We start from the raw sequence: 22,027 nt of genomic DNA, 5'->3' as shown, positions 1-22,027 counted from the left end.
CCCATAGCTATGCAGGGTTTGTGATGGCGGAAAGGCCTAGGCTGCGCCGCTCATCCGTTGCAGGTTGGCAAGCGCCATCCGCAGCGCACGATCGGCTTCCTCACGGTCGACCGACGGGGCGACGTCACCGGCTGAAACCTGCTGGCCTTGACCAGCGCTGGCCGGGGCATCGAACGGACGGAATGATGTTTGCGAGGCGGGTTGGGCCATCTGGCCGGGGAAGACAACCACCGGTTCGATCGCGGTTGCTTCGGCTTCGGGTTCCTCGATCCGGACGAAGCCACTGCGTGCCGGAGCAGGGGCGATACCCAGCAGCGAGGCGTAATTTTCTTCAGCCACCTCGGCCTGAGCCATTTCGGCTTCTTCGGCGGGTTCGGCGGGCGGAGCGAAGGCAGCCGGCATCGCTGGCGCCGCTGCTGCGACCGGTTGCGGCATGGCGATGTGGCGCGGCGGAAGCAGGTGATCGATCGGTTCGGCTTCGTCCTCAAACCCGCCCAGCTCAAGCGGACGCATCGCGGTGGGGATAGACGGGCTCGGCATCTGCGCGGCCGGTTGCGGCACCTGCTCGGCGAAAGGCGCAGCGAACGGCGCGGCAAAAGCAGCGGGCTGCAGCACTGACTCAATGCCCGGAACGGATTGGGGTGCGGGGTCATAGGCCTGCGGCACCGGAGCGGCCTCAGCCGTATCCGGGACATTGAACGGCGCGGCTGGCGCTTCGGCGGCTACGGCAGGTTCGGCCTGCGGCATGGCGAAGGTCGGCACTTGCTGAACTGGCGGAGCCGTGTCGGCGGGCGTACCGCCAAGCGCGGCACGGCGCCGCGCCATCGAGGCGGCGAGCCGGGCTGAAAGATCGTCCATGGCAAGTCCAGCCGGGCTGGGGAGCGGCTCCGCTGCGACCGGCTCGAGCTGGGCGGCCACGACGGGAGCTGGTCCGGGCTGGCTGGTCGTGGGCGCAAAGGCCTGCGGGACTGCAGGTTGCTGCACCGCATCGAGCGAAGAAGGCGGCACTTCGGCGTTTGGCACGGCAAATGGCTGTACCAACGGCGCGGGGGGCACTTCGAAGGCTTGCGGCATGGCAAAAGAAGCTTCGCTCGCGAAGGATGCCGGGGTGGCAGCCTGCTCGCGCGGCGGGAACAGCGGCTGCGGTTCGGGGGTCTCAAAGACAGTGGTCTGATAGCCGGCGGCCTTGACGAAGTCTTGGCTAACGTGCTCGCCCGCAACCTGTTGGCCGAAGATCTGCTTGGGGGCCTCGGTTGCTTCGGTGACTCGCGGCAGGCCGAAGACCTGGCGGCCATCGGCTGCTGCTGCGGCAGCCTCGGCAGCGGGATGGTTGGGATGCGCCTCGACCGCCGGCTGCACGGCATGGTCGAGCGGCTGGAACATCTGGCGCGGCTCTGCAGGTGCGACTACCGGCTGCGTTACGAAGCCGGCAAGGTCGGTGTGCTCAGCCGGCGACGGGGCCGGATAGCCGCCCAGATCGAGCGGAGCTTCGACCGGTTCGGCCCGCAAGCCGACCGACGAAATATCCAGGATTTGCGGCGCCCCACCGGGGAGCGGGGCCATGTCATGGGGCACGAACTGTTCCTCCTCGTGCTCGATCGCCAGTGCACGGCGGCGCGGGGCGAGAATTGGACCAGCGCTTTCGGATGCTGCTGCAGGGCCATAGGGCTGGCGCACCGGCGCTTCGTCGGCAGCCAGCTTGCTGCGCTTGCGCTCGCGCACTTCGATCTTGGGGCGGGCCAGGCGGCGGGCAATGGCGATCCCGATAGCACTGCCGATCGCCGCAAGGATCAGGGCAACCAGAATCCGGGAAGTGATCCCCAGCGGCGGCGCGGCGGCCGGGATCACCAAATCGATCCGGCTCTTGATGACCAGGCTTTCGAGCAGCGAGGGGCGAACCGCCAGGCTGCCGAGCCCGAACAGTGCACCGAACCACAACGCGATCACAGCCGGAAACAGCTGATGCTGCGTAATCGGCTTGGTCTGCGCTTGCTTGCGTGGTTGTTTGGCCACCAGCGTTAACCCCTTTCAATCACCATCGCGCCGCGCGGTCCAGCCAGTCAGGCGGCTGCCGGGATGCGGCTATTCGGACTGAGGGGTATCAGCCTTTGGTAAACATCGTGATAACGATGTATGTTCAGCGCCCAGTCGTGGCTCTTCGCGACGTGGGCAAGTCCGGCGGCGCGGCGCTGGTTCCAGATCCTGGGCGCGCCGAGCAGATCGGCCAGTGCGGCGGCGCAGGCGGCTGGATCGTCGGGCGGAAAAAGAGTGCCGGTGACCCCGTCGCTGATCAGTTCGCGGTGCCCGCCGACATCGGAAGCGGCCACCAGCTGGCGCTGGGCCATGGCTTCGAGCGGCTTCAGCGGCGTGACCAGATCGGTCAGCCGGCTTTTCTTGCGCGGATAGGCCATGACATCGACCAGCGCGTAATAGCGCTCGACCTCACTGTGCGGGACACGGCCGACAAAGCAGATCGCCTCGCGCGCACTCGAGGCTTCGGCCTGAGCCTTCAACGCGGCCTCCATCGGTCCGCCGCCGACCAGCAGCAGCCGGGCATCGGGCAAGCGCTCACCCAGCAGCGGCATAGCCGCGATGAGATCGTCCAATCCCTCATAGTCATAGAAGCTGCCGATAAAGCCCACCACCGGGCCCTTGCCGAGCCCAAGTTCGCTCGCCAGCGCCGCGTCGCGCGGAGCCGGTTCCCCGAACAGCGAGAGGTCGACCCCGTTGGGGCTGATCGTGATCTTGGCCGGGTCGGTTCCGCGCAGGACCAAATCGTCCTTCAGCCCCTGACAAATCGTCACCACCGCATCGGCGCCTGCTACGACATGGCTTTCGAGCGCGCGGGTCAGGCGGTATTTGACGCTGCCCTCGCTGCCGGTCCCGTTCGAGACGGCGGCATCTTCCCAGAACGCGCGGATTTCGTAGACCACCGGAATGCCCAGCCGCTTGCCTGCGATTAGCGCGGCCTTGCCGCAAAGCGCCGGGGAATGGGCGTGGAGCACATCGGGCCGCCAGCTTTGCGCCAGGGCGACGATAGCCTCGGCCAGAAGATTGATCTCACGCCATTCGCGCAGACCGATCGGGCCTGTGGCGGATCCGCGGGTGCGATGGAACAGGATCCCGTCGGCTTCCTCGGCGACGGGGCCATCCTTGCAATGGCGCAGTCCGGTAATCCCGCGCACTTCATAGCCTGCCGCCTGCTGCGCTTTCAGTATCGCGCGTGTGCGAAAGGTATAGCCGCTGTGCAGCGGCAGGGAGTGGTCAAGGACGTGAAGAATCCGGGTCATCGCCGCTTGTCCTAGGGCAACAAGGCTTAACGCGCCGTCAACTTGCCGCTGCTAAGCAGTTGGCCCATGGTCGATATCCTTGCCCTGACCCTGTCCCACGGCTTGCTGCTGTTTGCCGTCTGGAAGCTGTTGCAGCGCGACGACCTCGACCTTGAGGTGCCCGACGCCGGGGAGCAGCCGCGTGATTAACCTGGGCCTGTCCGGATTCGTCGCTGCGCTGTTCGCGCTTGGCCTGCGCCGCCCGTTCCTGTGGGTGCTGGCCTATCTTTATGTCGATATCCTGGTGCCGCAGAAGATTTCGTGGGGTTTTCTATCGCAGCTTCCCGTTTCTCTGATGGCCTTCGTCTTCGCCTTTGGCGGCTGGGTCATGCTCGATGACAAGCGCGATACCCGCTTCACCATGCGCCAAGGGCTGATGGTCTTGTTGCTGGTCTATTGCGGGCTGACCACGATGTTCGCCGACTATCCCGAACCCGCGGCGGAGAAATGGGCCTGGGTGTGGAAGGCGCTGCTGTTCGCGATCATCCTGCCACTGACCTTGCGCACCCGCTTGCGATTCGAAGCGGCGGCCGTGTTCATGGTGCTGACGGTTGGCGCGATCCTGATCAGCGGTGGAATCAAGACACTCGCGGGCGGGGGCGGATACGGCACCCTGCGCACCCTGGTGGCCGAGAATGCCGGAATCTACGAAGGTTCCACGCTTTCAACCATTGCGATCGCAACAATCCCGCTGATCTGGTGGGTGGCGCGATACACAACGATTTTCCCCAAGTCCAAGCTGGTGACGCTCTATGCTGCCGGGCTGACCTTCGCGGCGATGCTGATCCCGATCGGGACCCAGACCCGCACCGGATTGCTTTGTCTGGCATTGCTTGCCGTATTGGCGCTGCGCAGCGTCAAACGGCGTTTGCTGTACATCTCCCTGGCCGCAGTCCTGGCCGTGGTGGCGATCCCGTTCCTCCCGGAAAGCTATACCAACCGGATGAACACGATCGAGAATCACAAGGCCGACCAGTCCGCCTCTACCCGGGTCGCGGTGTGGATGTGGACGCTTGACTATGTGAAGGATCATCCCTTCGGCGGCGGGTTCGATGCCTATCGTGGCAACAAGATCAAGGTCGAGATGGTCGAAGTCGAAGGCACCGGCAACAATGCCTCGGTTGATGTGACCGAAGCTTATGACCAGTCACGTGCCTATCACTCGAGCTATTTCGAGATGCTGGGCGAACAGGGCTGGCCAGGGCTGTTGCTGTGGCTGTGGCTGCAGGTGCTGGGGCTGTGGCAGATGGAGCGAATCCGCCACAAGTGGAAGAACCGTACCGAACCGGGGCAAACCTGGCAGGCCCCGCTGGCCAATGCCCTGCAACAGGCCCAACTGGTCTATCTGGCCGGATCGGTCTTCGTCGGGATCGCCTTCCAGCCGTTCGTCTTCATGGTAATCGGCCTGCAATGCGGCCTGTGGTCCTACCTCAAACGGGTTGAGGCACCGCAGCGCGCGCCGGTCCGGCGCGGGGCCCCGACGCTGCGGACCAAGCCGGCATGAGCGGTGCAGGCCCGCGCCATCTCGATGCGCTGACCGGGATCCGCGGGATCGCGGCCTGGGGGGTGGTACTTTATCATATCCGGCTGTCGCTGACCGCGATCCTGCCTGATCCGGTTATCGCCGCGGTCGCCAAGGGTTATCTGGCGGTCGACTTGTTCTTCATCCTGTCCGGTTTCGTGATCTGGTACAATTATGCGGCTCGGATCACGCAGGGCGGCTGGGCAGAGACGCGCCACTTCCTGTGGCGGCGCTTTGCCCGCGTCTGGCCACTGCACGGCGCCATCCTGGCGGCATTCGTCGGCTTTGCCGCGCTGCTGATCGCCACCGGGCGCGATGCCTCGGGCTATCCGCTGGCCGAATTGCCGCTTCATCTGCTACTGGTCCAGAACTGGGGGCTGACTTCGGACCTGTCGTGGAACCACCCGGCCTGGTCGATCAGCACCGAATTTGCGGCCTATCTGCTGTTTCCGCCGCTGGTATTGGCGGCGCGGTGGGACCGGATGCCGAGCTGGGTGCCTGCGATCGTTGCGGCTGCGCTGGCCGGAGCGATCCACCTCCTGTTCGCACTGAACGGCTATACCGGATTGGGCGACGACATTCCGGGCATGGGGCTATGGCGCTGCCTCGCGGGCTTCGCGATGGGCTGCATGCTGTGCCAGCTGTGGCAGCGCTGGCAGAACGTGCCGCGCGGCGGTGTTTATGCCGGGCTGGCCTTTGTTGCCCTCGCCGCCGGGGGCTTGGCGCTGGGCTTGCCGGAAACTGTCTGGGTTCCTGCCACCTTCTTCACCGGGCTGCTCGCCCTTGCGCTCGGTAAGGGACCGCTGGTGCAGCTGCTGGGCGGCAAGGTCCTGAGCTATCTTGGCGAGATTTCCTATTCGACCTATCTCGCCCACTTCCTGCTGTTCATTCTCTTCAAGCTGGTCTTCGTCGATGCCTCGCTTCAGTTAGGCTGGGGCGGGCTGGCCGGGTTCCTGGCACTGGTCCTTGCTGCTTCGATAGGGCTCTACCACGGGCTGGAAAAGCCGGCGCAGCGCTGGCTCAACGCCCGGTCGCCGCGCTGGGCCTCGCGCCCGGCACCAAGTCCGGCCGAGTGATTCGGTCACAAAGCGGCAAATCCGCCCCCGCCTTTCCGTAGCGGCGTTGCCTTGACACGCGGCTTGGGCCACAACACCGCCTTTCCCGCTTGCTTAAGGAGAGGCACATGACCCCGCAGGAACTGCAGGCCAAGACCGGCGAAGTAATCGGCGTTTCGGACTGGTTCGACGTTACCCAGGAACGCATCAACATGTTCGCTGATGCGACCGGCGACCATCAGTTCATCCACATCGATGAAGAAAAGGCCAAGCTGACCCCGTTTGGCGGGACCATCGCGCATGGTTTCCTGACCCTCTCGCTGTTGCCGGTACTCGGTGCAATGACCGAGGGCGCGCGGATCAGCGGCGTCAAGATGGGCGTCAACTATGGCGGCAACAAAACCCGCTTCATCTCCCCGGTGCGCGCCGGCAAGCGCGTTCGCGCCCATACCAAGCTGGTCGAGCTGGTCGAGAAGCGCCCCGGCCAGTGGCAGCAGACCAACGAGATCACCATCGAGATCGAAGGCGAGGACAAGCCCGCCCTGATCACCGAATGGATCACGATGCTGTTCGTTTGAACTTCTTAGCCCCTCCCCGATGGGGAGGGGTTGGGGTGGGGGTTCTACCGCGAGCCCAGGAACCCACCCCGCTGCGACGAGGCAGTCCTTCGACAAGCTCAGGACTGCCAAGTCTCGCTGCCCCTCCCGGACCGGGAGGGGTTAACCGGATCAAGGATAAGGACCATTCCCATGTCACGTGACGCAGTCATCGTCTCCACCGCCCGTACCCCGCTGACCAAGGCAGGACGCGGCGCTTTCAACAACACCACCGGCGCGACGCTGGGGGCCTTCTCGATCCGCGCCGCGGTCGAACGCGCCGGGATCGAGGGCGGCGAAGTCGATGACGTGCTGATGGGCACCGCGGTGCAGCAGGGCTCGACCGGCGGCAACGTCGCGCGCCTCGCCGCGCTGCGCGCCGGGCTGCCGGTCACCGTTCCGGCGATGACGATCGACCGCCAGTGCTCCTCGGGCCTGATGACCATCGCCACCGCCGCCAAGCAGGTGATCGTCGACAACATGGACATCTGCGTCGCGGGCGGCGTGGAAAGCATCTCCAAGGTGGTTGGCAGCGGCAAGATGTTTGTCGAGCCGGACCGCGAGCTGCTGGAAATGCACCCGCACATCTACATGCCGATGATCGGTACCGCCGAAGTGGTGGCCAAGCGCTACAACATCAGCCGCGAGTATCAGGACGAATATTCGCTCCAGTCGCAGCAGCGCACCGCTGCCGGCCAGGCGGCGGGCAAGTTCGACGCCGAAATCGTCGCCTGCGCAGCGACGATGGCGGTGGTCGACAAGGAAACCAAGGAAGTCTCCTACCACGACGTCACCGCGACCAAGGACGATTGCAACCGCCCCGACACCACGCTCGAAGGCCTCGCCAGCCTCAAGCCGGTGATGGGTGAGGGCAACACGATCACCGCCGGCAATGCCAGCCAGCTGTCGGACGGTTCGTCGGCCTGCGTGGTGATGGAGGCCAAGGTCGCCGAAAAGCGCGGGCTGACCCCGCTCGGCCGCTATGTCGGCATGGCAGTTGCGGGCACCGAGCCCGACGAAATGGGCATCGGCCCGGTCTTCGCGATTCCCAAGCTGCTCGAGCGTTTCAACCTGAAGATGGACGACATCGGCCTGTGGGAACTCAACGAGGCCTTCGCCGTCCAGGTGCTGTACTGCCGTGACAAGCTGGGCATTCCTGACGAGCTGCTCAACGTCAACGGCGGCTCGATCTCGATCGGCCACCCCTTCGGCATGACCGGCGCGCGCTGCACCGGCCATGCGCTGATCGAAGGCAAGCGCCGCGGCGCCAAGTACGTTGTCGTGACCATGTGCATCGGCGGCGGGCAAGGTGCCGCCGGACTGTTCGAAGTCCTGTAACCCATGCGGCTTCCCGCGCCCCGGATCGCGCCGCTCGGCGATGCCGAGCTGTCTCCCGAGGCGCGGGAGGTGCTCCAGGCGATTCCCGAATACGCCCGCGGCTTCAACATCTTCCGCACCCAGGCGCACAATCCAGATGCGCTCGGCGCGTTCCTCGCCTGGGGCAATTACGTCCTCTCGGCCCGCAACAGCCTGACCGCACGACAGCGCGAACTGGCGATCCTGCGGGTCGGCTGGAACTGCAAGGCCGGTTACGAATGGGCCCAGCACGTGGTGATCGGCCTCAACTCGGGCATTGCCGAAAGCGAGATCCCCGCGATCAAGGCCGGACCCGATGCGCCCGGCTGGGACCCGCTTGAAGCGGCAATCCTGCGGGCCTGCGACGAACTTGGCCAGAACCACCACATCGCCGACGCGACCTGGGCTGCGCTGGCCCCGCTTGGCGATACCGGCCGGGTCGACCTGATCTATACCGTCGGCCAGTACACGCAGGTTTCGATGCTGCTCAATTCCTGCGGGGTACAGCTCGATCCGATCCTTACCGCGGACCCCGATCTCGGCTGAGCTTGCCATTCGCCCACGCCGGGCGCATTCTCAGGGTTCTGGTCTGGGCATATAAGGGGAGCGCCGGATGACCGAACATCTTGGGATCATGGAAATTCTCGGCATTGCCGGGTCGGTCAGCCTGCTGTCCGGCTGGCGGCTCTACCTCACCGTGCTCGCGACTGGCCTGGCGATGCGCTACAACGTGCTGCCGCTGCCCGAACATCTGGCTTCGCTGCAGGTTCTGGCCAATCCCTGGGTCATGGGCATCGCGGGGCTGGCCGCCTTCATGGAATTCTTTGCCGACAAAGTAGTCTGGCTCGATTCGGTCTGGGACACCGTCCATACCTTCATCCGCCCGATCGGCGGGGCGCTGCTGGCCCTGGCGGTGATCGATCCGGCCGATCCGGCAACCCAGGCGATTGCCTTCATCCTCGGCGGCGGGGCCAGCCTGCTGGCCCACGGCGGCAAGGCCAGCGCGCGGGCGGTGGTCAACACCAGCCCCGAACCGTTCAGCAACATCGCCGTCTCGGCGGTCGAGGATGTCGCGACCACCGGGCTGCTCTATCTGGCCTATAGTCACCCGGTCGCTGCTGGCGTGGTCGCCGCCGTGCTGCTGGTGCTGGCGATCGTGCTGATGGTAATCGCCTGGCGGGTGCTGCGGCGGATTTTCCTGAAGGTCCAGGGCGAGCCGAAGCCCGCCCTGCCAGAGGTCTAGGCCACGACCTTCAGCGCCGGGCGGTCGTGCCGGGCGATCCAGTCTTCCAGCACCGGGGCGATCTTGTCGCGCCACTTGCTGCCGTTGAAGATGCCGTAGTGGCCGACTTCGGGCGCAAGCAGGTACTGCTTCTTTGCCTCGGCCAGCCCGGTCGCCAGATGCAGCGCGGCCTTGGTCTGGCCGATCCCGGAGATATCATCGCGCTCACCCTCGACCGCGAGCAGCGCGGTGTCCTTGATCAGGCCGAGATTGACCCGGCGGCCGCGGTGGACGAATTCGCCCTTGGGCAGCGAGTGCTTCTGGAACACTTCCTCGACCGTCTGGAGGTAATAGGCGGCGTTGAGATCGCAGACCGCGCGGTATTCGTCGTAGAACGCCTTGGTCGCATCGGCGCTCTCATCGGCGCCTTCGACCAGGTGCTTGAACATGTGATAATGGCTCAGCATGTGATTGCCCAGGTTCATGCTCATGAACCCGGCGAGCTGCAGAAAGCCCGGATAGACGCGGCGTCCGGCGCCCGGATACTGCAACGGTACGGTCGCGATCACGGTATGGCGGAACCATTCGATCGGGCGCTGCATGGCCAGGTCATTGACCGAGGTCGGCGCTTCGCGGGTGTCGATCGGTCCGCCCATCATGGTCAGGGTCAGCGGACGGCACGGATGCTTGTTCTCGGCCATGATCGCGGTGGCGGCGAGGGTCGGGACAGAAGGCTGGCACACCGCGAGGGCATGGGCGCCGGGGCCGACATGTTCGAAGAAGTCGATCAGGTAGTCGATATAGTCGTCGAGATCGAACTCGCCGGCCGAAAGCGGCACCATCCGGGCATCGGCCCAATCGGTGATGTAGACTTCGCAGCGTTCGATCATTCGTGCCACCGTGCCGCGCAGCAGGGTGGCGAAGTGGCCGCTCATCGGCGCGACGATCAGCAGCCGCGGCGCGTTCTCGGGCAGGCCGGGGTGGGAAAAGCGCAGCAGATTGCCGAACGGCTTGTGCATCACGATCGCTTCGGTCACCGGATGAGTCTGGCCGTCAACGGTCACGGTTTCGATATCGAATGTCGGCTTGCCGTAATTGGCCGAGGCATGGGCAAAGACCTCCAGCGCCGATGCCATCATTGATCCGCCGGCGCCATAGCCGAAGGGCAGCGCCGGATTGCCCAACATCTCGGCCCCGATCGAGGCCCAGGTGCTGGCGGCGTTGAGCCAGGAACGTTGCAATTCGTAAGCGGTGTAAAGCACGGTGTGCGGACCTCCTGTTTGGCCGGAATGTGGCCCCAATCGGTTCATTGTGCAATGCACAATATTACGCTGCACTGCACATTGGCCCGTTCCGGAGACCCGCGATATCCCCTTACGCCGCGCTTCGGTTGTGCTAGGGCGCCGCCATGAGTTCAGATCCGCAGGTCGCACAAGCCACGCCCGCAACCGAAACCGCCGCGACCGAGCCGCCTCCGGCGCGCAATCTCGGGCCGCTGCGGATGGTCGCGCGCGAAACCGCCAAATACCCGCGACATATGATCATGGCTCTGCTGGCGCTGACGGTCACAGCTTCGGCCACGCTGGCGATCCCTGCGGGTTTCCGGATGGTGGTCGATCGCGGCTTTGGGGAAGGCGGCGATATCGAATCGATCGCGCGTTGGTTCCGCTACCTGCTGCTGATCGTAGTAGTGCTGGGGCTGGGCACGGCGGTGCGGTTCTACTTCGTGTCGTGGCTGGGCGAACGGGTGATCGCCGATATCCGCCTGAAGGTGCAAACCAACCTCATGCGTCTTTCTCCTGGGTTCTTCGAGGAAAACAGCCCGAACGAGATTTCGTCGCGGATGACGTCGGATACCGCGTTGATCGAACAGGTGGTCGGCACCACGGTCTCGGTCGCCTTGCGCAATTTCATCACCGGAATCGGCGGGGTAGTGATCCTGTTTTCGCTTGCTCCGAAGCTGACTGCCGGGTTGCTTGCCGGACTGGTGGTGGTCATGACACCGCTGCTTATGTTCGGGCGGCGGATTCGCACGATTTCCCGGTCCAGTCAGGATCGGGTCGCCGATATCGGCGCCATGGTCGCTGAGGTCCTTGGCGCGATGAAGGTGGTTCAGGCCTTCAACCAGGAAGATCGCGAGGCCCGCCGCTTTGCCGATTCGGTCGAGCTCAGCTTTGCAACCGCCAAGCGCCGGATCGTGCTGCGCGCGGTGATCAGCGCGCTGGCGATTGTGGCGATCTTCGGCGCGATCGTCCTGCTGGTCTGGCAGGGTGCGATTGGGGTAGCCGAAGGGACCATTACCAGCGGAACGATTGTCCAGATTGTGTTCGTCGCGGTTATCGTGGCCGGTTCGTTCGGCGCGCTGACCGAGGTGTATGGCGATCTGCTGCGCGGCGCCGGAGCGGCCAGCCGTCTGTCCGAACTGCTTAACGAAAGGCCGCAAATTGCGGCGCCCGAACGCCCGCTCGCCCTTCCCAGTCCGGGGCGCGGCAAGCTCAGCTTCGAGGGAGTGACCTTCCGCTATCCGACCCGGCCCGAACATGCCGCGCTGCTCGATTTCTCGCTGACCGTGGAACCGGGCGAGACCGTGGCGATCGTCGGTCCTTCGGGCGCGGGCAAGAGCACCTTGTTCCAGCTGGCAGAGCGGTTCTACGATCCCCAGACCGGGACGATCAAGATGGACGGTGTGCCGATCACGGCGGTCGATCCCGCCGAAGTGCGCCGCCGGATCGCGCTGGTTCCGCAAGAGGCGATCCTGTTCGCCGCCAATGCCCGCGACAATCTGCGCTATGGCAACTGGGAAGCCGACGACGAAGCGATCTGGGAAGCGGCCCGCGCCGCCAATGCCGAAACTTTTCTGCGTGACCTGCCAGACGGGCTCGACACCTATCTGGGTGAAGGCGGCGCGCGGCTTTCCGGCGGGCAGCGCCAACGCGTGGCGATCGCGCGTGCGGTGCTGCGCAAGGCTCCGATCCTGCTGCTCGACGAGGCGACCAGCGCGCTCGACGCCGAAAGCGAACTGCTGGTCCAGCAGGCGCTCGACCGCCTGATCGCCGATCGTACCACGCTGGTAATCGCCCACCGCCTGGCTACCGTGCGCGGCGCGGACCGGATCGTGGTGCTTGATCAGGGCCGGATCGTCGAGACCGGGACCCACGACCAGCTGGCCCGGGCCGGCGGGCTTTATGCCCGGCTCGCCTCGCTCCAGTTCGATGAACGCGCCTATGCGGCCCAGAAGGAAGCGGACTGATGGATCCGATCGTTACCGCCATCCTGCTCGGCATCGTCGAGGGCGTTACCGAATTCATTCCCGTCTCTTCGACCGGGCACCTGATCCTCGCCGCCGAGCTGTTCGGCTATGACGCCGACACCTGGAAGGTGTTCAACGTCGTGATCCAGCTGGGCGCGATCCTGGCGGTGGTGGTGCAGTACTGGCGGACTTTCTGGGCGGTCGGTATGGGGCTGTTGCGGCTTGAGCCGATGAGCCTGGCTTTTCTGCGCAACATCCTGCTCGGATTTCTGCCCTCGGCAGTGCTGGGCCTGCTGCTCAAGGATTATATCGACATTCTGCTCGGCAGTCCGATGGTGGTCGGCTGGGCGCTGATCCTGGGCGGTATTGCGATCCTGGGGATTGAGCGCTGGGCCAAGCCTGGCCCGGCCAGTGGCGTCGCGCAGCTTCCTGCCCGACAAGCCCTGGGCGTCGGGCTGTTCCAGTGCATTTCGATGATCCCCGGAGTCAGCCGTTCGGGCGCGACGATCATGGGCGCCTTATCGATGGGCATCGAACGCCGCACCGCGGCCGAGTTCAGCTTCTTCCTGGCAATCCCGACCATGTTGGGGGCGACCACACTTGAACTGGCCGATAACCGCGCGGCGCTGATGGCCGGGACCGGTACGGTCGGCTGGACCGAGATCGCGATCGGCTTCGCGGTCAGTTTTGTCGTCGCGCTGGCGGTGATCAAGGCTTTTGTCGCCTTCGTCAGCCGTTCGGGCTTCGCGCCGTTCGCCTGGTACCGGATCGCGGCAGGGGCACTCGCGATCTTCCTGTTGTCCCGCTAGACCGGCTTCGCGCCCGAACCCCGCCCGCCACGCAGGAAATATTCCTGGGTTCCCCGGTGCAGCACGTCGTCGATGTCGATCACCGCGGTGTTGGCATAGGTAAAACTGGGGCCAAGGCTGCGATAGAGCCGGTCGAAATCGCGTTCGACCGTATCGTGATAAAGCTCGTCAAAGCTCTCGATCACGAAATAGCTGGGTTGCAGATCGTCGATCACATAGTCGGTCCGCATCACCCGGTCGACATTGAGCATGATCCGGTTGGGGCTTTCCGCCTCAAGGCAGAACACCGCCTCGGCCGGGCCTGACAGGATCCCGGCACCATAGGCGCGCAAGCCCTGCTTTTCGAGGATCAGCCCGAATTCGACCGTGTACCAATAAAGCGCGCCCAGTGCCTTCAAGCGGTTGTAGCGCATGGCCTTCCACCCGGCGCGGCCATACTCCTGCATATAATCGGCATAGGTCGGGTCGGCCAGCATCGGCACGTGGCCAAATACATCGTGGAACACGTCGGGTTCCTGAATGTAGTCAAAGGTCTCGCGGGTGCGGATGAAGTTCCCGGCTGGGAAGCGGCGATTGGCCAAATGCCAGAAGAACACGTGGTCGGGGATCAGCATCGGCACCGGGACCACCGACCAGCCGGTCAGCGCGGTCAGCTCTTCGGACAGGTGGCCGAATTCCGGCACTCCGCCGCGGCCAAGGTCTAGCTTGTCGAGCCCGGTCAGAAAGGCACTGGCGGCGCGGCCGGGCAGGACCTGCATCTGGCGAGCGAACAGTTCGTCCCAGATCGCATGCTCTTCCGCGCCATAGCTCCGCTGGGCCGGTTCCAACCAATCATCGCCGACCTGAGCCGGACGCTTGAGTGGGGCGGTAAACACCGCCGGGTCGGGATCGGGCAGGCGGGCAAAGTCAGTCTCGGACATGGTTGCAAGTGTAACCATTCCAATCCGGGACAGCAAGGCTGCGCGATTGGCTTGATTGCGCGGCCCGGCAGGCGCACCAAGGCCGCGAAAGGGAATCGTAGCCCATGAAGAAGCTCAAGAAAAAGAAATTTGCCGCGCTCTTCGCTCCGCTGGAGGAAGAGTTGGTTGCCATGGCCCGCTGGGTTGCCAAAACCGGCGCGCGGGTGGTGGTCCTGTTCGAAGGCCGCGACACTGCGGGTAAGGGCGGCGCCATCAAGGCTTTGGCAGGCCCAATCAATCCGCGCCAATGCCGGGTGGTGGCGCTGCCCAAGCCGAGCGAGGCTGAGCGTACCCAATGGTACTTCCAGCGCTACATCGCGCACCTCCCCGCGGCGGGCGAGATCGTGCTGTTCGACCGCAGCTGGTACAACCGTGCCGGGGTCGAGAAAGTCATGGGCTATTGCACGCCCGAACAGACCGAGGCGTTCCTGGCCCAGGCCCCCGCATTCGAGGAATTGCTGGTTCAGGACGGGATCCTGCTGTTCAAGTACTGGCTGACGACCGATCAGGAACAGCAGGAGAAGCGTCTGGCCGAGCGGCTTGAAGATCCGCTCAAACGCTGGAAGCTCTCGCCGGTCGATCTGGCTGCGCGCGACAAGTATGACAGCTATACCGCCGCGCGCGAGGCGATGCTCAGGGCCACCCATACCAAGGCCGCGCCCTGGACCCTGGTGGATTTCAACGACCAGCGCCGCGGCCGCCTGACTCTGATCCGCGACTTGCTCGATCGTTTGCCCGATACCCATGTCGACCCGGAACCGCTGGAGCTGCCGCCGCTCGATCATGCTCCGTCGGAGGAAAGCTTTGTCGTGCTTGGCCCGATTGCGCCCTATGAGGGCAAGGAAAAGCGCGCGAAGAGTTGACTTTCGCGCGTTCCTGACGCATTGGCGCGGCCTTCCGGGGCGGCGTCAATAGCCGCCCTCGCAGTTTTTAGCGCCTTCGGGCATCGAATCGAAAGTTCAGGACAAGCGCCATGGCGAAGCCCGCAACCGTCAAGATCCGCCTCGTGTCGACCGCCGACACCGGCTTCTTCTATGTGACCAAGAAGAACCCGCGCAACACGACCGAGAAGATGAGCTTCCGCAAGTACGATCCGGTCGTGCGCAAGCACGTCGAGTTCAAGGAAGCCAAGATCAAGTAATGGCGCACTCCGCGGGGGAACCGCGGGGGTTCATTGCGAGTTCAAGGGTCCGCGACTAGCAGGACAACCATGAACACGATCAAGCACAAATTCCGTTCGTTTGCAGGTGCCGCCGTTTCGGCGGCGCTTGTCGTTTCCGCCCCCGCCGCGATGGTTGCCACCGCGCCGGCAGCCCAGGCGCAATCCGGCGACATGGCTCAGGCCGTGGCAGCTCTGCGTGGCATCTCGACGATGCGGGCCAATTTTGTCCAGATCGACCGCAACGGCAAGCGCGTCGGCGGGGTGATGACGCTGAAGCGCCCTGGCCGAATCCGCTTCCAGTACGAAAAGGGCGTGCCGTTCCTGATCGTATCGGACGGCAAGGCCTTTACCTTCGTCGACTACCAGGTTCGTCAGGTGCAGCGCTGGCCGATCAGCAACAGCCCGCTCGGCGCGCTGCTCGATCCCAAGCGTGACGTGATGAAGTACGGCAAGCTGGCTCCGGTGAGCAGCCCCAATCTGGTCAGCGTCGAAGTGCGCGACAAGGGTCACCCGGAATTTGGCGTGATCACCCTTGTCTTCGTGCGCAAAGCCACCGCGCCGGGCGGGCTGGAATTGACCAGCTGGGCCGCGCTCGACTCGCAGAACACGCTGACCCGCGTGAACCTGTCGAATCACCAATACGGTATTGCCGTCCCCGACAACACTTTCCGCTTCAACGACCCGCGCGGCACAACTCGTCGATGAGGTCCCACGGCCTATCGCCGGACGTGCGATAGTTGCGACAATTCGCGACAAGGCTTTCGCGATTGTTCATGGCCGAGCAAGGGAATCTGCCCTAGAAATGTCCTCGACGGCGCGGCTTGAGACGGGTTTCCCCCCTGTTGCCCAAGTCTCCTGTTGGTCGCTCCGTCAAGCGTGACGAACGCACAAAGGAACCCTCGGTCCACTGCCCCCGGACCGAGGGTTTTTGCTTTTGTGCATGGATCGCCGCAAACAGGTTTGCGGCTTGCGCCACCCACCGCCCCGCACCCCCGGCCCAACCACCCAAAGGGTACCTTGAACGGGTGGTTGGGCCGGGGGTGCGGGGCGGTGGGTGGCGCGAGGGTCCGGCTTGCCGGACCCGAACATCGCACCTAAAGCCTTGCCCATGGTTTCTATCGCCACCTGGAACATCAATTCGGTCCGGCTGCGGATCGATCAGGTCGAACGGTTTCTGACCGAACAGGCCCCCGACGTGCTGTGCCTGCAGGAGATCAAGACGCAGGAGAGCCTGTTCCCGCACGAGACGTTCGAGCGGCTCGGCTATGTCCACCGCGCGGTGCACGGACAGAAGGGCTACCACGGCGTTGCGACGGTCAGCCGGATCCCGCTGCGCGAGCTGACCCGCAACGACTGGCAAGCCAACGGCGAGGCCCGCCATGTCGGGGTCGAACTGCTTGGTCCCGGTCAGGGAATGGTGCTCGAAAACGTCTATATCCCGGCTGGCGGCGACATTCCCGACCGTGAAGCTAACGCCAAGTTCGGGCAGAAGCTCGATTTCCTCGAGCGGATGGCGGCCTGGGCCGATGCGCTTGACCGACCGACGCTGCTGGTCGGCGATTTCAACATCGCCCCGCTGGAATGCGATGTCTACGATCACAAGGCGCTGATCAAGGTGGTCAGCCACACGGCCGTAGAGATCGAATCGCTTTACCGGCTGCGCGATGCCCACGGCTGGGTCGATCTTGGCCGCAAGCATATCCCCGCGCCGGAACGCAACTGGACCTGGTGGTCCTATCGCACCTACTGGCAGGAAAAGGACCGCGGCCGGCGGCTCGATCACATGTGGGCCTCGCCCGAATTGGCCGCCCAGTCGCGCAGCCACCGCTTCGTCGAGGAAACCCGCCGCTGGGAGCAGCCCAGCGATCACGTGCCGCTGATCACCGAGTTCGATCTGTGAGCAGCCCGGCCCGCCGGACTGCGCAAGCGATCGATGCGCTGCGCCACGGCTGGCCGATCGCGCTGGATGGCGCATTTACCTTGCTGCCGGCGGAGACCGGGCTGGGCGCGGCCAAGGCCCGGACCATGCTGATCTCGGCGGCGCGCGCGGTCACGCTCAAGCTGGCCAACCAGCGCGAGGCTGCGGTGCCAGAAGCCCCGGTGCTGATCCGCGGCGCCGATCCGTTCGATCTGGCCGCGGCGCGGGCGCTGGCCGACCCAGCGCTCGACTTGACCTGGCCGATGAAGGGACCGTTCCGGGCCGAACCTCTAGTGCACGAGCACGCTGCCCGCGCCGCGATGGAGCTGGCCCGGCTGGCCGGAATCCTGCCGGCATTCCTGGTCGATCCGGACCCGGCCGGTGAAGCGGTGGCGCTTTCGGCCGACGATCTTGCGGCCTGGAAGGACACCGCCCACCTGTCCATCGCCGCCCGCGCGCGGCTGCCGGTCGAGGCTTGCGACGAGGCAGAGATTATCGCCTTCCGCTCGGCCGATGACCTCCGCGAGCATGTCGCGCTGGTGATCGGGCGGCAGAGCGGGGACAAGGCACCGCTGGTCCGGCTCCACTCCGAATGCCTGACCGGTGACATCCTGGGCAGCCTCAAGTGCGATTGCGGGCCGCAGCTCGATGCCGCGCTCCGCGCCATGGCGGCAGAGGCAGGGCAAGGCGGCTGGGGCGTGCTGCTCTATCTGCGTCAGGAAGGGCGCGGGATCGGCCTGATCAACAAGCTGCGCGCCTATGAATTGCAGGATCAGGGGTTCGATACGGTCGATGCCAACAACCGGCTGGGCCTGCCGACCGAAGCGCGCGACTTTCCGGTCGCGGCGCGGATGCTAGATCTGCTGGGGGTGCGGGCGATCCGGCTGATGACCAACAACCCGGCCAAGGTCGACGCACTGGCTGCCGCCGGGGTGACAGTGGCAGAGCGGGTGCCGCACCAGCTGCCGCCCAATCCGCACAATGCGCGCTACCTCGATACCAAACGGGACCGCACCGGGCATTTGCTGTGACTGAATTCACGATCCGGCCAGAAGTGCCCGGCGATGAGGCCGCGATCCATGAATTGGTCAAATGCGCTTTCGCGCCGATGCCATTTTCGGAGGGTGATGAGCAAGATCTGGTTGATGCCCTGCGCGGGGACGGCGATCTGGTTCATTCGCTGGTTGCGGTCGATCCAGCAGGAACCATCATCGGCCACATTTCGTTCAGCCCTGTGACCATCGACGCCCAGGCCAGCGGCTGGTTCCAGATGGCACCCGTATCGGTTTCGCCCGAAGTTCAACGAACCGGGATCGGTTCGGCGCTGATCGAAACCGGGATCGCTCGATTGCGGGCCGATGGCGCAGCCGGTGTCGCGGTGGTCGGCAACCCGGCCTATTATGAGCGTTTCGGCTTCCGCGTGTTCGAAGGCCTCGCTCCCGCATCGGAGCACGATGCACCATACTTCCGGGCGATGGTGCTGGCCGGATCGGCGCCGCGCGGCATCCTGCGTTATGCCCGGGCTTTTGGTTGACTGGCCAGTGTCGCAGGGCGGGGAGCGGATTCTCTACCTGGCATAGCTTTCAAGAAAGCCGCACTTGCTGCAGCGCCAGGTTTCAATGTCCCTTTTCTTCGCGCTGTCGACCTTCAAGCCTGTCCAGATGCTCTTGACCGGCGCTCCCTCGATCCAGCTACTCACCGATCGCCGGCTGCTTTGCGGATTGTGATCGAGAATGAAGCCTATCACCATCGAGCCCGCGCATTTCGGGCAGGTGTTCGATCGCATTTCAATCTCCCTTGACAGGCCGACCGCGTTTTACAGGTTCGCTGGTCCCGACCTTGACCCCGCGTCTGGCCAGCGCTTCGCGCAGCAGCACTTCGACCTGGGCGTTGACCGAGCGGAAGTCGCCCGCCGCCGCCCGCTCCAGCGCGGCATAGAGCGCTGGATCGAGCCGGAGCGGGAACGACTTCTTGCCGGGGCTGGCCATTGCGGGTCAGGCCTGAATCAGTACAGCGAGCCGGTGTTGACCACGGGCTGGGTGTCGCGCTCGCCGCACAGCACCACCATCAGGTTGCTGACCATCGCTGCCTTGCGCTCGTCGTCGAGCTCGACCACGCCCTTTTCGGAGAGCATGGCCAGCGCCATGTCAACCATCCCGACCGCGCCTTCGACCAGGGTCTTGCGCGCGGCGACCACGGCTTCAGCTTGCTGACGGCGGAGCATTGCCCCGGCGATTTCCTGAGCATAGGCCAGATGGGTAAAGCCGCACTCGTCAACCGTGATCCCGGCCATCTGCAGCCGGGCAATCAGTTCCTTGCGCAGTTCCACCCCAACCTCGTCATGATTGCCGCGCAGGGTAATCTCGGCATGGGCGAAATCGTCATAGGGATAGCGCGAACCGATCGTGCGCACCGCCGCCTCGATCTGGACCATCACGAAGGCCTTGTAATCATCGACGTCGTAGAGCGCCTGAGCGGTATCAACCACGCGCCAGACCACCTGTGCCGCCATCTCGATCGGGTTGCCGCGCAGGTCGTTGACCTTGATCTTGTCGGACACCAGGTTGTTGGCGCGGACCGAGATCTTGGTCTTGCCCATCCACGGCCAGACCCAGCGCAGCCCGGTATTACGGTCGGTCCCACGGTACGATCCGAACAGGGTGATCGCGGCGGCCTGATTTGGCTGGATCATGTAGAACCCGCTCGACAGGATCACCAAGCCGATGGTCATCAGGCCGGTCGAGACGACAAAGCCGAGGATCTCGCTGTCGAGCGGATTGCTCGCCGCGAAGCGGATGATGCGCCACACGGTCAGCACCAGCAGCGCCAGAAAGGTGACGAAGATCAGATAACCGCTGGTCGACCAGGCGCGGCGTTCGGCGCTGGCGGTCATGGCATTGTGCGAATCGGACATGGGCTTTCCCCTAAAAGTGATATCACCTTAATATCGCTTTCCGCGAAGCTGTCAATTGGGCTTGAAATCGGAGCGAATCAGTCGTAATACAGTCCTCGCGGGACCGGGCCCCTCTGGCGCGGCGCATTGACCAAAACCCCATCCTTGGTCGGCGCTGCGTGATGTCGGACCGCATCGGATACACCGATGCCAGGGTCCGGGTTAACCCCCTCCATGCCCATCAAGACCCGGCTCGGTGTGTCCGATCGTACCAACCAGTGCGATAGGGAGCACAACCATGTCCGACCGTCTGTTCCGCTTGCTGGAACGTCACCAGAAACTGGACGATGCCTTGCGCCATGTGCAGGCGCGCCGCTGGCCCGATCCGTTCGAGATCGCGCGGCTCAAGAAGCTGAAGCTGGCGATCAAGGACCGCCTCGCGCGGCTTTCCGCCAACAACCGCCGCGCCCGCGCCTGATCGGCCACCACCTTCATGCCGGCGTTCCCCATACGGGAGCGCCGGCCCTTTCGCACATTTGTAACAGGGGACTGAAATGGAATTCCTGACCGCCGACTGGCTCGGCACGCCCTTATGGTTCTGGCTGTCGTTCGCCGGGATCGTGCTGGCGCTCACCGCCTTCGACCTCGGCATCCTCCACAAGGAGGACCGCGAAATGGGGATCGGTGAAAGCCTGAAACTCACCGCCTTCTACATCACTATCGCCATGGCCTTTGGGGCCTGGGTGTGGATCGAGAAGGGGGCCGACCTGGGGATGAAGTACTACACCGGCTTCTTCATCGAAAAGGCGCTGTCGATCGACAATGTCTTCGTGATCAGCCTGATCTTCACCTTCTTCGCGATCCCGCCCAAGTACCAGTACCGCGCGCTGCTGTGGGGTATCCTGGCGGTGATCGTGTTGCGCGGGGCGATGATCGCGGCTGGCGCTGCGCTGGTCGAGCAGGCCTATTGGGTGCTGTACATCTTCGCCGCGTTCCTGGTCTTCACCGGAATCAAGATGTTCTTCGCCGGGGATCACGATCCCGATATCGCCAAGAACCCGGTCGTCCGATGGATTTCCACCCATATGCGGGTGACCAAGGAACTGCACGATCAGCACTTCTTCGTGAAGGTGCCTGACGAGAAGACCGGCAAGCTGGCCACTGCTGCCACCCCGCTGTTCCTGGCGCTGGTGGTGATCAACCTGGCCGACCTGGTCTTTGCGGTCGATTCGGTCCCGGCGATCTTCGCGATCACCACCGATACCTTTATCGTCTATACCAGCAATATCATGGCGATCCTTGGCCTGCGCGCGCTCTACTTCGCGCTCTCGGCGATGATCCACCGCTTCTACTACCTGAAGTATGCGCTGGCCGCGGTGCTGGTGTTCATCGGTTCAAAGATCTTCGTATCCGACTTCGTGCTGGGCGGGGCCAAATTCCCGCCGGTGCTGAGCCTGGTGGTGACCTTCGGGATCATCGCGGTTGGGGTGCTCTACTCGCTGTGGGCGACGCGCCACGGCGAGGATGCGGCGCCCCACATTCCCCACGACGAAATTCGGCCCTAACCTAACTATTGTTCCAAGGAGAGTGTTGTGATGAAGACCAAGTTCCTGATTGCCCCGCTGGCCGCCGGCCTGGCCCTTGCCGCAGCTCCGGCTGTGGCCCACAATCATGGCGCTGCCCCGGCGGCGACCACGCCGACCTACGCGCCGATCACCACTGCCGAAGTGGAAGAAGCCCAGCGCGCCTGGTGCGGGGCGCTGGTCGCGATCGCGACCGAAGCCGATACCAAGGGCCAGCCCGCCGCCAAGGCGCTGGCGGGGCAGGTGCTCGACAGCGCCTATGCCTACAACATGGGTCCGGTGCTGTTCAAACCGACCCTGACGGTTGCCCCGCAGACCTTTCGCACCACGCGTGAAGGCGCGCTGGCCTATTTCGTCGGCGGCGACGCGGCCT

24 protein-coding genes and 1 pseudogene are annotated in these 22,027 nt (G+C 64.5%); 18 read left to right on the top strand and 7 right to left on the bottom strand.

Translation table 11 applies throughout. From position 1 onward, the window contains the following. Positions 1-36 precede the first annotated feature (36 nt). Positions 37-2,013 carry a hypothetical protein gene (locus B2V17_RS04985; RefSeq protein ID WP_292995834.1) on the bottom strand — a complete coding sequence of 659 codons (1,977 nt, stop codon included), beginning with the start codon at positions 2,011-2,013 and terminating at the stop codon, positions 37-39. Between the two features lie 47 nt (positions 2,014-2,060). Beyond that, positions 2,061-3,290, bottom strand: coding sequence for a TIGR04063 family PEP-CTERM/XrtA system glycosyltransferase (locus B2V17_RS04980; RefSeq protein ID WP_292995832.1), 1,230 nt, complete (start codon positions 3,288-3,290; stop codon positions 2,061-2,063). A gap of 66 nt (positions 3,291-3,356) precedes the next feature. Here B2V17_RS04980 and B2V17_RS04975 point away from each other — a divergent pair, with 66 nt between their 5' ends. The 7 genes from B2V17_RS04975 to B2V17_RS04945 all read left to right on the top strand — a co-directional run bounded on the left by B2V17_RS04975 (position 3,357) and on the right by B2V17_RS04945 (position 9,101). Continuing rightward, the gene (locus B2V17_RS04975; protein ID WP_292995830.1) at positions 3,357-3,479 is read left to right on the top strand and encodes a hypothetical protein; all 123 of its coding nucleotides are present in this window, start codon (positions 3,357-3,359) and stop codon (positions 3,477-3,479) included. Next, the gene (locus B2V17_RS04970) at positions 3,472-4,833 is read left to right on the top strand and encodes a putative O-glycosylation ligase, exosortase A system-associated (protein ID WP_292995828.1); all 1,362 of its coding nucleotides are present in this window, start codon (positions 3,472-3,474) and stop codon (positions 4,831-4,833) included. Before B2V17_RS04975 ends, B2V17_RS04970 begins: the two co-directional genes overlap by 8 nt. Further along, positions 4,830-5,927, top strand: coding sequence for an acyltransferase family protein (locus tag B2V17_RS04965; protein ID WP_292995826.1), 1,098 nt, complete (start codon positions 4,830-4,832; stop codon positions 5,925-5,927). Before B2V17_RS04970 ends, B2V17_RS04965 begins: the two co-directional genes overlap by 4 nt. 107 nt (positions 5,928-6,034) lie before the next feature. After that, positions 6,035-6,484 carry a MaoC family dehydratase gene (locus B2V17_RS04960; protein ID WP_292995824.1) on the top strand — a complete coding sequence of 150 codons (450 nt, stop codon included), beginning with the start codon at positions 6,035-6,037 and terminating at the stop codon, positions 6,482-6,484. A 171-nt stretch (positions 6,485-6,655) separates the two neighbouring features. Continuing rightward, complete coding sequence (locus B2V17_RS04955) at positions 6,656-7,840, top strand: acetyl-CoA C-acyltransferase (protein ID WP_292995822.1); 1,185 nt, start codon at positions 6,656-6,658, stop codon at positions 7,838-7,840. 3 nt (positions 7,841-7,843) lie between these two features. Continuing rightward, positions 7,844-8,404, top strand: coding sequence for a carboxymuconolactone decarboxylase family protein (locus B2V17_RS04950; protein ID WP_292995820.1), 561 nt, complete (start codon positions 7,844-7,846; stop codon positions 8,402-8,404). Positions 8,405-8,471: 67 nt separating this feature from the next. After that, complete coding sequence (locus tag B2V17_RS04945) at positions 8,472-9,101, top strand: DUF4126 domain-containing protein (protein ID WP_292995818.1); 630 nt, start codon at positions 8,472-8,474, stop codon at positions 9,099-9,101. Here B2V17_RS04945 and B2V17_RS04940 read toward each other — a convergent pair. Then, positions 9,098-10,342 (bottom strand): polyhydroxyalkanoate depolymerase, encoded by a 1,245-nt coding sequence (locus B2V17_RS04940; protein WP_292995816.1) that lies wholly within the window; start codon positions 10,340-10,342, stop codon positions 9,098-9,100. The two genes, B2V17_RS04945 and B2V17_RS04940, sit on opposite strands and share 4 nt — an antisense overlap. Positions 10,343-10,488: 146 nt before the next feature. On the opposite strand from B2V17_RS04940, the gene B2V17_RS04935 reads away from it, so the two are divergent. Both B2V17_RS04935 and B2V17_RS04930 read left to right on the top strand, forming a co-directional pair. Further along, entirely contained in the window at positions 10,489-12,330 is a 1,842-nt protein-coding gene (locus B2V17_RS04935) for an ABC transporter transmembrane domain-containing protein (protein WP_292995814.1), read from the top strand. Then, positions 12,330-13,139, top strand: a complete 810-nt coding sequence (locus tag B2V17_RS04930) for an undecaprenyl-diphosphate phosphatase (RefSeq protein ID WP_292995812.1) — start codon at positions 12,330-12,332, stop codon at positions 13,137-13,139. The genes B2V17_RS04935 and B2V17_RS04930 overlap by 1 nt, the downstream gene beginning before the upstream one ends. On the opposite strand, the gene phhA is transcribed toward B2V17_RS04930, so the two are convergent. Next, positions 13,136-14,059, bottom strand: coding sequence for a phenylalanine 4-monooxygenase (gene phhA / locus B2V17_RS04925; protein ID WP_292995810.1), 924 nt, complete (start codon positions 14,057-14,059; stop codon positions 13,136-13,138). The two genes, B2V17_RS04930 and phhA, sit on opposite strands and share 4 nt — an antisense overlap. Before the next feature lie 104 nt (positions 14,060-14,163). Between phhA and ppk2 the strand changes: the two genes are divergently transcribed. The 6 genes from ppk2 to B2V17_RS04895 all read left to right on the top strand — a co-directional run bounded on the left by ppk2 (position 14,164) and on the right by B2V17_RS04895 (position 18,712). After that, positions 14,164-14,961 (top strand): polyphosphate kinase 2, encoded by a 798-nt coding sequence (gene ppk2 / locus B2V17_RS04920; RefSeq protein WP_292995808.1) that lies wholly within the window; start codon positions 14,164-14,166, stop codon positions 14,959-14,961. Positions 14,962-15,071: 110 nt separating this feature from the next. After that, on the top strand, positions 15,072-15,239 hold the full coding sequence (gene rpmG, locus B2V17_RS04915) for a 50S ribosomal protein L33 (protein WP_054945942.1): 168 nt from the start codon (positions 15,072-15,074) through the stop codon (positions 15,237-15,239). Between the two features lie 69 nt (positions 15,240-15,308). Then, positions 15,309-15,965: a LolA family protein gene (locus B2V17_RS04910; protein WP_292995806.1), complete on the top strand. Its 657-nt coding sequence runs from the start codon at positions 15,309-15,311 to the stop codon at positions 15,963-15,965. Positions 15,966-16,368: 403 nt separating this feature from the next. Beyond that, on the top strand, positions 16,369-17,160 hold the full coding sequence (locus B2V17_RS04905) for an exodeoxyribonuclease III (protein ID WP_292995804.1): 792 nt from the start codon (positions 16,369-16,371) through the stop codon (positions 17,158-17,160). Further along, positions 17,157-18,209 (top strand): GTP cyclohydrolase II, encoded by a 1,053-nt coding sequence (ribA, locus tag B2V17_RS04900; RefSeq protein ID WP_292995802.1) that lies wholly within the window; start codon positions 17,157-17,159, stop codon positions 18,207-18,209. The genes B2V17_RS04905 and ribA overlap by 4 nt, the downstream gene beginning before the upstream one ends. Beyond that, complete coding sequence (locus tag B2V17_RS04895) at positions 18,206-18,712, top strand: GNAT family N-acetyltransferase (protein ID WP_292995800.1); 507 nt, start codon at positions 18,206-18,208, stop codon at positions 18,710-18,712. Before ribA ends, B2V17_RS04895 begins: the two co-directional genes overlap by 4 nt. A 33-nt stretch (positions 18,713-18,745) precedes the next feature. Here B2V17_RS04895 and B2V17_RS04890 read toward each other — a convergent pair whose 3' ends face one another. From B2V17_RS04890 to B2V17_RS04880, 3 genes are read right to left on the bottom strand one after another with little or no spacing between them, the layout of a single operon-like run. After that, entirely contained in the window at positions 18,746-18,964 is a 219-nt protein-coding gene (locus B2V17_RS04890) for a PF20097 family protein (RefSeq protein WP_292995798.1), read from the bottom strand. 1 nt (position 18,965) lies between these two features. Continuing rightward, a complete protein-coding gene (locus B2V17_RS04885) occupies positions 18,966-19,166 on the bottom strand; it encodes a toxin-antitoxin system HicB family antitoxin (protein WP_292995796.1) in 201 nt (66 codons plus the stop codon). Positions 19,167-19,183: 17 nt separating this feature from the next. Further along, the gene (locus B2V17_RS04880; RefSeq protein WP_292995794.1) at positions 19,184-20,092 is read right to left on the bottom strand and encodes an SPFH domain-containing protein; all 909 of its coding nucleotides are present in this window, start codon (positions 20,090-20,092) and stop codon (positions 19,184-19,186) included. Positions 20,093-20,369: 277 nt separating this feature from the next. Here B2V17_RS04880 and B2V17_RS04875 point away from each other — a divergent pair, with 277 nt between their 5' ends. From B2V17_RS04875 to B2V17_RS04865, 3 genes and pseudogenes are all read left to right on the top strand, one after another. Further along, entirely contained in the window at positions 20,370-20,549 is a 180-nt protein-coding gene (locus B2V17_RS04875; protein ID WP_292995792.1) for a YdcH family protein, read from the top strand. 76 nt (positions 20,550-20,625) lie between these two features. Next, positions 20,626-21,636, top strand: coding sequence for a TerC family protein (locus B2V17_RS04870; RefSeq protein ID WP_292995790.1), 1,011 nt, complete (start codon positions 20,626-20,628; stop codon positions 21,634-21,636). A gap of 30 nt (positions 21,637-21,666) precedes the next feature. After that, positions 21,667-22,027, top strand: a pseudogene (locus tag B2V17_RS04865) (hypothetical protein); the annotation flags it as partial.

This window comes from Novosphingobium sp. UBA6272 (assembly GCF_002440635.1).
Classification (GTDB): Bacteria; Pseudomonadota; Alphaproteobacteria; order Sphingomonadales; family Sphingomonadaceae; genus Novosphingobium.
This window is presented reverse-complemented; position numbering and strand designations above follow the sequence as displayed.